The sequence below is a fragment of the Streptomyces sp. N50 genome (genome assembly GCF_033335955.1).
Classification (GTDB): domain Bacteria; phylum Actinomycetota; class Actinomycetes; order Streptomycetales; family Streptomycetaceae; genus Streptomyces.
On the sequence record NZ_CP137549.1, the window covers coordinates 9,397,020 to 9,410,663 of the forward strand.

General features: G+C 69.7%; 13 protein-coding genes. 8 read left to right on the forward strand and 5 right to left on the reverse strand.

Annotated elements, in window-relative coordinates:
• Nucleotides 1-10 precede the first annotated feature (10 nt).
• Both R2B38_RS41685 and R2B38_RS41690 read left to right on the forward strand, forming a co-directional pair.
• Entirely contained in the window at nucleotides 11-709 is a 699-nt protein-coding gene (locus tag R2B38_RS41685; RefSeq protein WP_318020992.1) for an SDR family NAD(P)-dependent oxidoreductase, read from the forward strand.
• A 157-nt stretch (nucleotides 710-866) separates the two neighbouring features.
• Nucleotides 867-2,645 carry an FAD-binding dehydrogenase gene (locus tag R2B38_RS41690; RefSeq protein WP_318020993.1) on the forward strand — a complete coding sequence of 593 codons (1,779 nt, stop codon included), beginning with the start codon at nucleotides 867-869 and terminating at the stop codon, nucleotides 2,643-2,645.
• A gap of 70 nt (nucleotides 2,646-2,715) precedes the next feature.
• Here the strand turns inward: R2B38_RS41690 and R2B38_RS41695 are convergent, their stop codons facing one another.
• On the reverse strand, nucleotides 2,716-3,372 hold the full coding sequence (locus tag R2B38_RS41695; protein ID WP_318020994.1) for a maleylpyruvate isomerase N-terminal domain-containing protein: 657 nt from the start codon (nucleotides 3,370-3,372) through the stop codon (nucleotides 2,716-2,718).
• A gap of 32 nt (nucleotides 3,373-3,404) precedes the next feature.
• The gene (locus R2B38_RS41700) at nucleotides 3,405-4,127 is read right to left on the reverse strand and encodes a TetR/AcrR family transcriptional regulator (protein ID WP_318020995.1); all 723 of its coding nucleotides are present in this window, start codon (nucleotides 4,125-4,127) and stop codon (nucleotides 3,405-3,407) included.
• A gap of 199 nt (nucleotides 4,128-4,326) precedes the next feature.
• Between R2B38_RS41700 and R2B38_RS41705 the strand changes: the two genes are divergently transcribed.
• From R2B38_RS41705 to R2B38_RS41715, 3 genes are read left to right on the forward strand one after another with little or no spacing between them, the layout of a single operon-like run.
• A complete protein-coding gene (locus R2B38_RS41705) occupies nucleotides 4,327-6,546 on the forward strand; it encodes an MMPL family transporter (protein WP_318020996.1) in 2,220 nt (739 codons plus the stop codon).
• A 46-nt stretch (nucleotides 6,547-6,592) separates the two neighbouring features.
• The gene (locus R2B38_RS41710) at nucleotides 6,593-7,045 is read left to right on the forward strand and encodes a MarR family winged helix-turn-helix transcriptional regulator (RefSeq protein ID WP_318020997.1); all 453 of its coding nucleotides are present in this window, start codon (nucleotides 6,593-6,595) and stop codon (nucleotides 7,043-7,045) included.
• Nucleotides 7,045-7,977 (forward strand): NADP-dependent oxidoreductase, encoded by a 933-nt coding sequence (locus R2B38_RS41715; RefSeq protein ID WP_318020998.1) that lies wholly within the window; start codon nucleotides 7,045-7,047, stop codon nucleotides 7,975-7,977. Before R2B38_RS41710 ends, R2B38_RS41715 begins: the two co-directional genes overlap by 1 nt.
• 18 nt (nucleotides 7,978-7,995) lie before the next feature.
• Here R2B38_RS41715 and R2B38_RS41720 read toward each other — a convergent pair whose 3' ends face one another.
• Nucleotides 7,996-8,958 carry a GlxA family transcriptional regulator gene (locus R2B38_RS41720; protein WP_318020999.1) on the reverse strand — a complete coding sequence of 321 codons (963 nt, stop codon included), beginning with the start codon at nucleotides 8,956-8,958 and terminating at the stop codon, nucleotides 7,996-7,998.
• A 112-nt stretch (nucleotides 8,959-9,070) separates the two neighbouring features.
• Between R2B38_RS41720 and R2B38_RS41725 the strand changes: the two genes are divergently transcribed.
• Nucleotides 9,071-9,367: an antibiotic biosynthesis monooxygenase gene (locus R2B38_RS41725; protein WP_318021000.1), complete on the forward strand. Its 297-nt coding sequence runs from the start codon at nucleotides 9,071-9,073 to the stop codon at nucleotides 9,365-9,367.
• A 94-nt stretch (nucleotides 9,368-9,461) separates the two neighbouring features.
• On the opposite strand, the gene eno is transcribed toward R2B38_RS41725, so the two are convergent.
• A complete protein-coding gene (gene eno / locus R2B38_RS41730; protein ID WP_318021001.1) occupies nucleotides 9,462-10,745 on the reverse strand; it encodes a phosphopyruvate hydratase in 1,284 nt (427 codons plus the stop codon).
• 100 nt (nucleotides 10,746-10,845) lie between these two features.
• On the opposite strand from eno, the gene R2B38_RS41735 reads away from it, so the two are divergent.
• Complete coding sequence (locus R2B38_RS41735) at nucleotides 10,846-11,712, forward strand: winged helix-turn-helix transcriptional regulator (RefSeq protein ID WP_318021002.1); 867 nt, start codon at nucleotides 10,846-10,848, stop codon at nucleotides 11,710-11,712.
• Nucleotides 11,713-11,773: 61 nt separating this feature from the next.
• On the opposite strand, the gene R2B38_RS41740 is transcribed toward R2B38_RS41735, so the two are convergent.
• Nucleotides 11,774-12,550 carry an SDR family oxidoreductase gene (locus R2B38_RS41740; RefSeq protein WP_318021003.1) on the reverse strand — a complete coding sequence of 259 codons (777 nt, stop codon included), beginning with the start codon at nucleotides 12,548-12,550 and terminating at the stop codon, nucleotides 11,774-11,776.
• Between the two features lie 248 nt (nucleotides 12,551-12,798).
• On the opposite strand from R2B38_RS41740, the gene R2B38_RS41745 reads away from it, so the two are divergent.
• Entirely contained in the window at nucleotides 12,799-13,632 is an 834-nt protein-coding gene (locus R2B38_RS41745) for a phosphotransferase (protein ID WP_318021004.1), read from the forward strand.
• The last annotated feature ends 12 nt before the right edge of the window (nucleotides 13,633-13,644 follow it).

A 13,644-nucleotide genomic window follows, 5' to 3' on the forward strand; every position in this document is an offset into this window, starting at 1 on the left:
CGATCGACGCATGACCACCACGTTCATCACCGGAGCCAACAAGGGCCTCGGCCACGAGACCGCCCGCCGCCTCCTCGCCCTCGGCCACACCGTGATCGTCGGAGCCCGCGACGAGGAACGGGGCGCCGAGGCCGCCGCCGCGCTCGGTGCGCGGTTCGTCCGTATCGACGTCACCGACGACGCCTCCGTCACCGCGGCGGCTGCCGACGTCGCCGCACACGAAGGCGTTCTCGACGTCCTGATCAACAACGCCGGTGTGCACGGCCCGCACGGCGACCCCGCCGACCTGACCGGCGCGGACGCGCTCGGCGTCTTCGACGTCAACGTCTTCGGGGTGGTCCGGACGATCACCGCGTTCCTTCCGCTGCTGCGCCGCTCACCCGACCCGGTGATCATCAACGTCAGCAGTGGCATGGGCTCGCTCGCCATCACCCACGACCCGTCACGGATCGAGTCCTCCGTCGTCGCGCCGCTCTACACCGCGTCCAAGGCGGCCCTCACCATGCTGACCACCCAATACGCCAAGGGACTCAAGGGAGTTCGCGTCAATGCCGCCGATCCCGGTTACACGGCGACCGACCTCAACGGCCACAGCGGACCGCAGACCGTCACCGAGGGAACCGACGCGATCGTCCGCCTCGCCACCGAGGAACCGGACGCCGGATCGGGCCGCTTCATCGACCGCGACGGCCCGCTCGCCCTGGCCTGAACCCTGATCGACGCGTCCTGAACCCCACTCGTGCAACACGGCCGACACAGCTTGGTTTCCGTAGGTGCTACCGGCGGTAACAACTGTGGTGTCGCGGCACTTTCCATGTGTCGGACACATCTCCCGCACCTCCCGTACCTGACCCGGAAGGCACCCCATGGAGAACTCGGCCCCCACCACGATCAGCCGACGAAGAGCCCTGACGGTGGCCGGCGGTGTCGCCGCCGGCGCCGCCCTCGCGGCGCACGCGGTACCGGCGTTCGCGGCCGACACCTCGTCCGCCGACGCCATCGTCGTCGGACACGGCCTCGCCGGACTCGTCGCCACCGCCGAACTGGTCGCCGCAGGAAAGAAAGTGCTGCTCCTGGACCAGGAACCCGAGTCCAACCTCGGCGGCCAGGCGTTCTGGTCCTTCGGCGGACTGTTCCTGATCGACTCCGACGAGCAGCGGCTCATGGGCATCAAGGACTCCCAAGAGCTCGCGTGGCAGGACTGGTTGGGCACGGCCGGCTTCGACCGCGGCATCGACGACCCGACCGGCCAGGACTACTGGGCCCACAAGTGGGCCGAGGCGTATGTGGACTTCGCGGCGGGCGAGAAGCGGTCCTGGCTCTACGGCCTCGGCATCCGCTGGTTCCCGATCGTCGGCTGGGCCGAGCGCGGCGGCGGTCTCGCCGACGGACACGGCAACTCGGTGCCCCGCTTCCACGTCACCTGGGGCACCGGACCGGCCGTGGTCGAGCCGTTCGAGAAGCAGGTGCGCGCCGGTGTCGCCAGCGGCAAGGTGACCTTCAAGTTCCGCCACCGCGTCGACGAGATCGTCCGGACCAACGGTGCCGTGACCGGCGTGCGCGGCGCGATCCTCGAACCCAGCACCGCCCAGCGTGGCAAGGCCACCTCCCGCACCGTGGTGGGCGACTTCGAGCTCAAGGCCCCTGTGGTGATCGTGACGTCGGGCGGCATCGGCGCCAACCACGATCTCGTACGCCAGAACTGGCCCGCGCGGCTGGGCAACGCGCCCAAGACCATGATCACCGGTGTGCCCGCGTACGTGGACGGCCGGATGCTCGGGATCACCGCGTCGGCGGGCGGCCGTATCGTCAACCCCGACCGGATGTGGCACTACACCGAGGGCCTCCGGAACTACGACCCGATCTGGCCCAACCACGGCATCCGCATCCTCCCGGGACCGTCGTCGATGTGGTTCGACGCCACCGGCAAGCGGTTCTCCGCCCCCGACATGCCGGGCTACGACACCCTCCACACGCTGGGTTCGATCACCGCCAGCGGGTACGACTACTCGTGGTTCGTCACCACGAGCAAGATCATCGCGAAGGAGTTCGCGCTCTCCGGCTCGGAGCAGAACCCGGACCTCACCAACAAGGACATCCTGCAGCTGCTCTCGCGCATCTGGCAGACGCCGGAGCCGATCGAGAAGTTCAGGAAGAACGGCGTCGACTTCATCACCGCCACCACCCTCTCCGAACTCGTCCTGGGAATGAACAAGTTGACCGGCGACGGCCTCATCAAGCTCGCCGACCTCCAACGGCAGATCGAGGCCCGGGACCGGGAGATCGACAACCCGTACTCGAAGGACGCCCAGGTGATGGGCATCCGCAACGCCCTTTCCTACACCGGGGATTCCCTCAGCCGCACGGCCGCGATCCACAAGATCCTCGACCCGAGCGCCGGACCCCTGATCGCCGTCCGCCTCAACATCCTCACCCGCAAGACCCTCGGCGGCCTCCAGACCGACCTCTCGGGCCGCGTCCTGGACGCCACCGGTACGCCAATACCCGGTCTGTACGCGGCCGGTGAGGTCTCCGGCTTCGGCGGCGGGGGAGTCCACGGCTACCGCTCGATGGAGGGCACGTTCCTCGGCGGCTGCCTGTTCTCCGGCCGCCAGGCGGGCCGCGCGGCGGCTGCCGCGATCTGAGGGGCACGGCCGCTCGCCGTCTCCTCGGCAACTCGGTCGACCTCGGACCGAGTTGCCGAGAGGCGCGGGACTATCCCAGGACGAGTGGCAACTTGGCTTCCAGCGGGCCCAGTTGAGCCTTCTCCTCGTCGGTCGGCGCGCGCCGACCGGTGCCCACGAGCAGCGCAGTCGTATCGGAGAACGATGACGGGAACGCGGCCCCCGCGATCCTCTCCAGCAACTCCCGTGCCTCGGCGAGCACTTCAGCCGACGGCCTTGCCGCGTCCGGGAGGTGCGCGACCAGGTCGAGGTGGTGCAGGGTCCACTCCAGGACGTACGCGGAGAGGTAGTCGCCCGCAGTGAGGACCTCGTCCTGCGTGCTCACCCGGAGGTCCGGGTCTGCGAGCCCGGCCGCGCGGCCCGCTGCCGAACCGACGTCGTCCAGATGGAACTTGAGCAGCCAGGGCTCCTCGTACGCGGCGGCCAGGCGCACGATCAGCGCGTCGAGCGGGTCGTCGCCGGTGGGCGGAGTCCGGGTGACGGTCCAGTAGGTCACCGCGTCGCGCGTCGGTGGTGTGTCGGCGGGGGTCACGAGGGTGATCAGAACGTCCTGGGCGTCGATGACCAGATGACAGACCAGGTCCCGCACCAGCCATCCGGCACAGCCCGACGGCCGAGCGAAGTCCTCGTCCGAGAGGTCGGCCACCGCCGCGAGCAGCGCCGTCCAGGAGCGTGAGAAGAGATCCACCTCGGCAAGCTACGGCGTCCGGGCGGAGCGTGTCACGTGATCCGGCGGTGGATGTCCGCCAGCAGGTTCCGCATCGCCATGCGGAAGAGCTCCGCCTGGTGCCCGCCGAGGAAATCGGTGTGTCCGAACACCTCCAGGGCGACGAGACCATGCAGATGTCCCCAGGCGCTCATCAGCAGCGCGGTCGCGGCCGCGGGCAGATGACCTTGGCCGTAATGCGGCAACTGCTCGAAGTACGACCGGAGTTCGGGTGAGAGCGCGCAGCTGTCGGTCGCCGCGAGCTGCTCCGTGGTGAACCCCTCGAACATCTCGCGCTCGAAGATCGCGCTCATCCGGCGCGTCGCCTGGGTGGTCGGTCCGTCGGTGGGGGCCGCGTAGTCCCGCAGCGGTGTGCCGTAGAGGAGTTGGAAGCGCTCGGGGTTCGCGATGCCCCAGCGCCGGTAGCCCTCGGCCGCGACCACCAGGCGGGGCAGATCCGGGTCGTCGGGAGCGTCGACGGCGGCCTGCACGGCGTCGGCCAGGTCGTCGTACGCCTTGGTGACGAGGGCGGTGACGAGGGCGTCCCGGCTCGGGAAGTAGTGGTAGAGCGCCTGCACGGTCATGCCGAGGCTGCGGGCGACCGCGCGCAACGACAGGGCGGCCGGCCCGTGTTCGGTGAGGTGGCGCTCGGCCGCGTCCACGATCTCCTGGGTTGCGGCGGCCCGGCGCCGTTCGCGCAGCGAGGGCGGTGCGGTGGTGCGTGCGTCGACGGCCATGCGGCGACCGTACGACGCCAACTCCTCTCGTGCGCCCCGACGTCGCAAAGTGTGAGGAAAATCTAACACTGCCAAATCTTCTTGCTCCTCACTAACGTCGTGCACGGCGACGAAGAGTGCCCCGTTGTTCAACTCCGGCCGTTTCGCGCCTCTTTCACCGTATGGACATCAAACATATGGATATCTAAGGAGAACAGGCGTGTTTGAACGCATAGCCGAACTGGCCATCCGTCGCTCCCGGTTGGTACTGGTCGTCGCCGTCCTGGCGGTGGCCCTCATGGGTGTCCTGGGCGCCGGCGCGTTCGCCAAGCTGCAGGGCGGCGGCTACGACGACCCGGCCTCCCAGTCCTCCCGGGCCGCGCAGGCCATCGACCGGAAATTCGGCGGGGAGACGAATCTGGTCCTGCTGGTCGGTGCCTCCGAGGGGCGTGTCGACGCTCCGGCCGCCCAGCGGAGCGGAAGAGCCCTGGTGGCCGAACTCAAGAAGGATCAGCACCTCGAGAACGTCATCTCGTACTGGGACACGGGCAGTTCGGACCTCCGCTCCAAGGACGGTCGCGACGCCATGGTGCTCGCCCATGTGAAGGGCGACGACACCGAGCGCGACGAGAACGCGAAGAGCGTCATCGACGCGTACGCCGGACCGTACGAGAAGACGCTCACCGTCCGGGCGGGCGGCGGCGCGGCCGTGACCAGCGAGATGGGCACCCAGTCGGGCGAGGATCTCGTCCTCGCCGAGTCCATCGCCGTGCCGCTCACCCTGCTCCTGCTCGTGCTCGTCTTCGGCAGCATGGTCGCGGCCCTGCTGCCGCTGGCGATCGGCACCATCGCCATCGCGGGCACGTTCGCGGAGCTGTACGTCCTCGGCAGCGTCACCGACGTCTCCGTCTTCGCGATCAACCTGACCACCGCGCTCGGCCTCGGCCTTGGCATCGACTACGCCCTGCTGATGGTGAGCCGGTTCCGGGAGCAACTCGCTTCAGGGGCAAGCGTGGACGATGCCGTCCGGCGCACGGTGAGCACGGCGGGCCGTACGGTCGCGTTCTCCGCCGCGACCGTGGCGGCCGCGCTCGCGGCGCTCCTGGTGTTCCCGCAGTACTTCCTGCGCTCGTTCGGTTACGCCGGTGTCGGGGTCGTCGTGATCGCCGCCGTCAGCACCCTGTTCGTCATGCCGGCGCTGTTCGTCGTCCTGGGCCACCGGGTCAACGGCGGGCGGCTGCCCTGGGCGAACCGCACGCGTTCCGCCACCCGCGCACCCCTGTGGGGACGGCTCGCCGCCACCGTCATGAAGCGGCCCGCGCTCACCGCGCTGCCCGTCCTCGCGGTCCTGCTGGTCGCGGCGAGCCCGCTCCTCGGCATCACCTTCGGCACCCCGGACGAACGCGTCCTGCCCGAGGACGCCACGAGCCGCCAGGTCTCCTCGATCCTGCGCGAGAAGTTCAACGGCAACGACGACTCCGCCCTCCACATCGTCATCGACAAGCCCCTGAGCAGGGCCCCGCTGGCCTCGTACGCGACCGAACTCTCCGGCCTCAAGGGCGTCGTCCGCGTCGAGACCGGCACCGGAACCTACGCCGACGGAGAGCCCGCGGCGACCGGCCCCGGCAACACCGCCCTCGGCCGCCCCGACGCCCAGCAGCTCAACGTCGTGAGCACCCTGACTCCGAAGTCCGACGAGGCCCAGAGCCTGGTCAAGGACGTGCGGGCGGTCACCCCGCCCGCCGGAACAGACCCGCTGGTAGGCGGAGTTGACGCCGTCCTGGTCGACTCCAAGCACTCCGTCGGCAGCCGGCTCCCGCTCGCCGTGGCCCTGGTCGCCCTCACCACCTTCCTCCTGCTCTTCCTCTTCACCGGAAGCGTCGTCCAGCCGCTGCGCGCGCTGTTCCTCAACATGGTCAGCCTGGGTGCGACCCTCGGTGTCATGACCTGGATCTTCCAGGACGGCCACCTCTCCTCCGTGCTCGGCTTCACGGCACAGCCCATGGACGTGTCGATGACCGTGCTGATGTTCTGCATCGCCTTCGGCCTCTCGATGGACTACGAGGTCTTCGTCACCAGCCGGATCAAGGAACTCCACGACCTCGGCGAGGACAACGAGTCCGCCGTGACCAACGGCCTCGGCCACACGGGACGCATCGTCACCGCGGCCGCCTGCCTGCTCGCGGTGAGCTTCTTCGCCTTCGGCACGGCCAAGCTCAGCTTCATGCAACTCTTCGGCCTGGGCAGCGGGTTGGCCATCCTCATCGACGCCGTCGCCGTCCGCGGCATCCTCGTCCCCGCCGCGATGCGCGTGCTCGGCCGCTCGGCCTGGTACGCGCCCGGCTTCCTGCGCAGGTTCCACGACCGGTTCGGTCTGAGTGAGGGCGGTCGCGCGCCCGAGCCCGGGCTGGTCGAGAAGGATGCGTCCACAGTGCATTAGCTCTAATATGATTAGAGCTAATGCATCTAGCGGGGAGGATCCGCCCGTGGACCTACGGCAGCTCTTCGACGACCTGGTGCGCTTCGAGACCGACCTGTGGAACGGGATCGACGCCCGGCTCCGCCAGGAGTGCGAGGTGACCCTGGGCGGTCTGAACGTGCTGCTCGTCGTCGAGCGCGAGGGTTCCTGCCGGGTGAACGACATAGCCGCGGCCCTCTCGATCACGGTCGGCGGCGCGAGCCAGGCCGTCGACCGCCTGGAGAAACTCGGCCACTGCACCCGCCGCCCCCACCCCGCCGACCGCCGCTCCTCGATCGTCGAACTGACGCTGGCCGGGCGGGAGTTGGTGGCGGAGGGCGGTCCCGTGTTCGACCGTGAACTCGCGACACGGCTGGGGGCCCCACTCCCCGACGCGGCGCTCGGTCACCTGGCCCATGCGCTCGCCGTACTCCGTGCCTCCGCTGCACCCGGCCCAACACCCCTGACGAAGGAGACCTGATGAGCACCACCCAAGCGCGAGCAGTGCGCTTCGACTCGTACGGCGACCGTGACGTCCTCCATGTCACCGAGGTGCCGATGCCCCGACCCGCCGCTGGGGAAGTCCTCGTGGAGGTCCGGGCGGCCGGCATCAACCCCGGTGAGGCGGCCATCCGTTCGGGCGCGATGCACGAGCTGTTCCCCGCGACCTTCCCGTCCGGCCAGGGCAGCGACCTCGCCGGTGTCGTCACCGAACTCGGCGCGGGCGTAACCGACTTCGGCGTCGGCGATGAAGTCCTCGGCTTCTCCTGGCAGCGCTCCAGCCAGGCCACCCACGTCGTCGTGCCGGTGTCGCAGCTCATCCGCAAGCCGGACGCGCTGAGTTGGGAGGTGGCCGGCGCCCTCTACGTCGTCGCATGCACCGCGTGGGCCGCCGTAGAAGCGGTGGCCCCCAAGCCCGGCGAGACCGTCGCCGTCTCGGCCGCGGCCGGCGGTGTGGGTACCGTCGTCGTCCAACTCCTCGCCGTACGCGGCGCGCACGTCCTCGGCATCGCCTCGCCCGCCAACGCCGAGTGGCTCACCGCACACGGCGCGACCCCGGTCCCGTACGGCGACCGGCTCGCCGACGCGCTCACCGCGGCGGCGCCCGATGGGATCGATGCCTTCATCGACCTCTTCGCCCCCGAGTACGTCCAACTCGCCGTGGAACTGGGCATTCCCAGGGACCGGATCGAGACGATCATCTCCTTCCAGAAGGCCCAGGAACTCGGCACCAAGAGCGCGGGCAGCGCCGACGCCTCCACCCGCGAGGTCCTCACCGAGATGGCCGACCTCGTCGCCTCCGGCCGCATCGAGATCCCGATCGCCGCGACCTACCCGCTCGACGACGTCCGCGACGCGTTCGCCGAACTCGAGAAGCGTCACACGCGCGGAAAGATCGTGCTCATTCCCTGAACCTGAGGCGCCCTGACGTCACTTGGTGCCGCGCAGCGCCGACGTCGTCTTGCCGGTGCGTTCGCGGAGGAGCACCCGCAGCGTGTTGGGGTGCTCGTAGCCGACCTTCCTGGAGATGGTCTCCAGGGAGAGGCCGGTGGTGCGCAGGAGGTGTGACGCGCGTTCGATCCGCAGGTCCTGGACGAAGCGGATGGGAGACGTCCCGACCGTGCGCCGCACGGCCCGCTGCAGGGTCCGTTCGCTGACTCCGATGGCCTTGGCCGCCTCGGGGATGCTGATGGGCCCGGTCAGATGCTCGCGGGTCCAGACCTCGAAGGCCGCGACGGTGGGATCGCTCTGGGCCAGCGTGCTGGGAATCGTGTACGCCGCCTGCGAGGGGCGTTCGTCGACCACGAGGTAGCGGGCGACCAGGTCGGCGAGCGCGGGGCTGCCGGCCCGGACGATCGCCAGCGCGAGATCGACATGGCCGAAGGCCGCGCCGGCGGTGGTGATGCCCTCGCAGCCGATCACCATCCGGCTGTGGTCGAGCTGGACCTTGGGATACCGGTTCCGGAACGCGGGCGACAGCCACCAGGTCGTCGTGGCGCGCAGCCCGTCCAGCACACCCGCCTCGGCCAGCAGGAAGGTACCCGCGCACGCCGAGGCAATGGGCGTACCGCGACGGCGAGTTCGGGCGATCAGCTCGCGGACGGGCAGGGACACGTCGCCGCCGACGTGGTCGAGCAGCGCCGAAGGATCGCTCTCCCCGAGTGCCGGTACGACCAGGAGGTCGGCGCCATCGGCGACGTCGAGCGGCTCGGGCGCCACGAGGAGTCCGGCGCCTGTCCGTACCTGCGGAGTCGGGCCGACCAGGGTCACGTTCCAGGTCGGCGAGGACTCGTGGATCTGCCCGCCCAGCGCGTTGGCGTTGCTCAGCACGTCGAGGACGGCCGAGAGGCCGGAGTCGAACACTCCGTCGTAGACGACGACCGCTACACGCATGGCGGAAACGCTATCAACCGTGTCGTTTCTGCCGCTGATGTGATCACCGGCCGCCGCCATACGTTCGTCGTGCGCCGGAAGCCCGGCGGTTCGAACGCGAGGAGTGGTCACAGTGAAGGTCGGTCTGTTGGTACGCATCGAGGCCAAGCCGGAGTACGCCGGCGAGGTGGAGGCCATGCTGCGCGGCGCCCAGGAGCTGGCCGAGCGGGAGGAGGGCACGGTGGCGTGGTTCGCGTTCCGCGAGAGCGCCACCACCTTCGGCGTGTTCGACACCTTCGAGGACGAGCAGGGACGCCAGGCCCACCTGGCGGGGCGGATCGCCGCCGCACTGGGGGAGGCGGCGCGGACGAAGCTCAGCGCGCCGCCGGTGATCGCCCCGGTCGACCTGCTGGGAACCAAGGTCTCCTGACCGCGGCCGGGCTGCGCCGCGTCGACGTGACTCCCGCCAGGGCGTTCGCCGTCGTCGAGGCGCAGCCCGCCACCTGACCGCCGACGTGGAGGGTTCAGCGGCGCAGCCCCAGCGCGTCGCGCCCCGCGTACCGTGCCTGGTCCCCCAACTCCTCCTCGATACGGGTGAGTTGGTTGTACTTCGCGGTGCGGTCGGAGCGGGACAGCGAACCGGTCTTGATCTGGCCGCAGCCGGTGGCGACGGCGAGGTCGGCGATGGTGGTGTCCTCGGTCTCGCCGGAGCGGTGGGACATCACGACGGTGTAGCCGGCGCGGTGGGCGGTGGCGACGGTGGCCAGGGTCTCCGTGAGGGTGCCGATCTGATTGACCTTCACCAGGATCGAGTTGGCGATCCCGTCCCGGATCCCGGCGCTCAACAGCGCTTCGTTGGTGCAGAACACGTCGTCGCCGGTCAGCTGGCAGCGCTCGCCGAGCCGGGTGGTGAGCGCCTGCCAGCCGTCGTGGTCGTCCTCCGCCATCGGGTCCTCGATCGACGCGATCGGGTAGCGGTCGACCAACTCGGCCAGGTAGTCGGCGTGTTGGGCGGGCGTGCGGCGGACGCCCTCGCCCCTGTAGTCGTAGACACCGTCGTGGAAGAACTCGGACGTGGCCGGGTCCATGACGAGGGTGATGTCGGTGCCGGGCTTGTAGCCGGTGCGTTCGATGGCGTGGAGGACGAAGTCGAGGGCCTCGTCGGCGGTGCGCAGATCGGGGGCGAAGCCGCCCTCGTCGCCGACGTTGGCGCTGTGGCCCGCGGCGATCAGGTCGCGGCGCAGGGTGTGGAAGACCTCGGAGCCCATCCGGACGGCCTCGGCGAAGGTGGCCGCGCCGATGGGCGCGATCATGAACTCCTGGAAGTCGAGCGGATTGTCGGCGTGGGCGCCGCCGTTGACGATGTTCATCATGGGCACCGGCAGCAGTCGGGCGTCGACGCCGCCGATGTAGCGGTACAGCGGCAGTCGGTGGGCGGCCGCGGCCGCCTTGGCGGTGGCCAGCGAGACACCGAGCAGGGCGTTGGCGCCGAGCCGCGACTTGCTGTCCGTACCGTCGAGTTCGATCATGGACCGGTCCACGGCGGCCTGGTTCTCGGCGTCGAGTCCGATCACGGCGTCCGCGATGCTCTCGTTGACGGCGTCGACGGCGCGCCGAACTCCCTTGCCGTGGAAGCGGGTCGGGTCTCCGTCGCGGAGTTCGACCGCCTCCCGGGCGCCGGTGGAGGCGCCCGACGGTACGGCGGCCCGGCCGAGCGAGCCGTCCTTGAGTTCCACGTCCACCTCGACGGTCGGATTGCCCCGGCTGTCGATGATCTCCCGTGCGACGACCCGGCTGATGGCGGTCACGGTGCAACTCCTCACGCTGGGCCCGCGTCCTGGCTAACGGCGGGCGGTAAGTTCCGACTAGAAACAAAGTGAGTCCTGAAAAGGAACTTACTATGGGTGCATGAGGAAGCACAACGCCGACGAGACCTGCGGCATCGCCCGGGCCGCCGTGGTTCTGGGGGACTGGTGGAACGTTCTGATCCTGCGGGAGATCGCCCGCGGCCACGTCCGCTTCGACGCGCTGGCCGCCGAGATCGGCCTGTCCCGCAATGTCCTCACCGAGCGCCTGGGCCGGCTCGTCGCCCAAGGCGTCCTGCGCCGCAGCCTCTACCAACGGCGCCCGGTGCGCTACGAGTACGTGCCGACCGATGCCGGACTCGCCCTGCTCCCGCTCCTCGTCGCCATGCAGGACTGGGGCGACCGCTGGGTGCTCGGCGATGGAAGCCTCACCGCCACGGCCGCCGCTGACAGCGCCGAGCACGCCCGCGTTCACGCCCTGGCCGGCATCCGCGTGCCCGAAGACCTCCACCTCCCGGGCACACAGGGCACCGACCTGCCCGTGGTCTCGCCGGCCGCCGCCGCGACCGTGCTGTTCACCTACCCCGGCACGGGAGTCGACTGGGACGAGCGGATCCCCGGAGTGACGGGCTGCACCCTGGAGAACCGCCTCTTCCGAGAAGCCTGGCCCGACTTCCGCCGGGCGGGCGTGGACGTACGCGGCATCAGCACCCAACTCCCGTACGAGCAAGCGAAGTTCGCCCGTGCCGAGGAGATCCCGTACCCGCTCCTCTCCGACGCCCACCACCAACTGGGCGCTGCCCTACGACTTCCGACCTTCCGAGGCGCCGGCCGCCTCCGCCACAAACGCCTGATCCTGATCGTCGACGCCGAACGGACCGTACGGCACACGCTGTTCCCGGTCGACGACATCCCGCACGCCGTGACGTGGAGCCTGCGGCTGGCTGAGGAGTGCGCACGTACGGCTTGAGGCGGGTGTGTGCACGAGAGGGAGGCCGCCCGGGGCCCTCACATGATCGGTAGCCCGGGTGCTATGCGAACCCGCCGTTGCTCATGAGGAGTTGGCCGTTGATCCACTGGCCTTCCGGTGAGCAGAGGAAGTCGACGAGGTGGGCGGTGTCCTGTGGTGTGCCGAGGCGGTTGAGCGGTGTTCGGCGAAGCACGTGTGCTCGTCCCTCGTCGGTCATCCAACCGGTGTCCACCGGCCCCGGGTTGATGACGTTGGCTGTGATGCCGAGGTGGGCGAGTTCGTGCGCGGCGGCCAGGGTGATGCGGTCCAGGGCGCCCTTGCTGGCGCCGTAGGGAAGGTTGTTCACGGTGTGGTCGCTGGTGAGGGCGATGATCCGGCCGCTGCCCGGTGCGGCGGCGAACCGTCGGCCGTACTCACGGATGAGCAGCCAGGTGGCGCGGGCGTTGACGGCGAAGTGCCGGTCGAAGCTCTCGACGGTGGTGTCGAGCAGGCCGGAGTCGACGGACTCGCAGTGGCACATCACCAGGGCCCTGACGCCGCCCAGTTCGCGTTCGACCTCGTCGAAGACGCGGGCCGGGGTGTCCGGGTCGGCGAGGTCCGCCTCGACTGCCGTGGTGGCGGCGCCGTGTTGAGTGAGGGTGTCGGTGATGGCGGAGGCCGCGCCGGCCTCGGGGCCCCAGGCCATGCGTTCGTCGTAGGGAGTCCAGTAGGTGAAGGCGATGTCCCAACCGGAGGCCGCGAGTCGACGTGCGACACCCGCGCCGATGCCGACGGTTCGCCCTGCTCCGGTGATCAGGGCGAGCGGGCGGGGAGACGGGTGGGCGGGGTTCGGCGTCATGGTCGGAGATCGTTCATGACCGGTATCGGATCGGCAACTGCCTTTTGTGCGGGGCGGCTTGTCTGGAGCTGCCGTTGAAGGTGTCCTTCGGCCTGCCGCCTTCGTACGGAACACCGTGGCCCTTGACCGGGTGAACAAGTGCCGACCGACGTAAGGTACTTGATCGGCTATCCACCCTCGCCGCTGCCCATCGGCGAAGGGGCCCGGACCGCGGCGACCAGAACGTCCCGCCACACAAGGAGATCCACATGCCCGCCGCCCCTCGCCCGTACTCCGACGAAGGGGAAGCGGAGGAGCAGGAGTTGACCGGCGGTGGCACCGCCCGGGTCTTCCGTGTCGGGGAGACCGTACGGAAGCCGGTCATGCCCTGGAGTTCCGCCGTGCAGCGGCTGCTGGACCACCTCGAACGGCAGGGCTTCGAAGGCGCCCCCGTCGCGCGCGGTGTCGATGAACAGGGCCGGATGATCCTGACCTACCTGGCGGGCGACGTCGGCAACTACCCACTGACCGACGGGATTCGTGGCAGCCGGGCGCTCGTCACCTCCGCCCGCCTCCTGCACAGCTACCACGACGCGACCACCGATCTCGCCCAACACCCAGGCGATGACTGGCAGTTCGACGCAATCGCACCGGTCGAGGTGATCTGTCACGGTGACTTCGCCCCGTACAACTGCGTCTTCAGCGGCGAAAGGGCCGTAGGGCTCATCGACTTCGACGCCGCCCGGCCCGGCCCCCGCGCGTGGGACCTCGCCTACGCCCTCTATCGCTACGCCCCGCTCACCCACCCCGACAACCACGACGGCTGGGGCACGACCGAGCAACAGGCGTACCGTGCCCGGGAGTTCCTCGACGCGTACGGCTGCACCCGTCAGGAACGGGAGGCGGTGATGGACATGGCCGCACCCCGGCTGCAGTCCCTCGCGGACTTCCTGCAGGAAGCGGCCGCCGCCGGTGACGATAACTTCCGGCGGCACATCGAGGAGGGTCATCTCGCCCTGTATGTACGGGACATCGACTACATCCGCGACCAGGCGGAGGTCTGGTCGCGGCTCGTCGTCGGACCAGGCCGCTTCATGGCGTGAACGACCGCACAG

What these genes read in the sequence shown, in the direction of transcription:
- R2B38_RS41685 (WP_318020992.1), top strand. Translation starts at nt 11, where the DNA reads ATGACCACCACGTTCATCACCGGAGCCAACAAGGGCCTCGGCCACGAG.
- R2B38_RS41745 (WP_318021004.1), top strand. Translation starts at nt 12,799, where the DNA reads ATGCCCGCCGCCCCTCGCCCGTACTCCGACGAAGGGGAAGCGGAGGAG.
- R2B38_RS41735 (WP_318021002.1), top strand. Translation starts at nt 10,846, where the DNA reads ATGAGGAAGCACAACGCCGACGAGACCTGCGGCATCGCCCGGGCCGCC.
- R2B38_RS41720 (WP_318020999.1), bottom strand. Translation starts at nt 8,958, where the DNA reads ATGCGTGTAGCGGTCGTCGTCTACGACGGAGTGTTCGACTCCGGCCTC.
- R2B38_RS41740 (WP_318021003.1), bottom strand. Translation starts at nt 12,550, where the DNA reads ATGACGCCGAACCCCGCCCACCCGTCTCCCCGCCCGCTCGCCCTGATC.
- R2B38_RS41715 (WP_318020998.1), top strand. Translation starts at nt 7,045, where the DNA reads ATGAGCACCACCCAAGCGCGAGCAGTGCGCTTCGACTCGTACGGCGAC.
- R2B38_RS41690 (WP_318020993.1), top strand. Translation starts at nt 867, where the DNA reads ATGGAGAACTCGGCCCCCACCACGATCAGCCGACGAAGAGCCCTGACG.
- R2B38_RS41700 (WP_318020995.1), bottom strand. Translation starts at nt 4,127, where the DNA reads ATGGCCGTCGACGCACGCACCACCGCACCGCCCTCGCTGCGCGAACGG.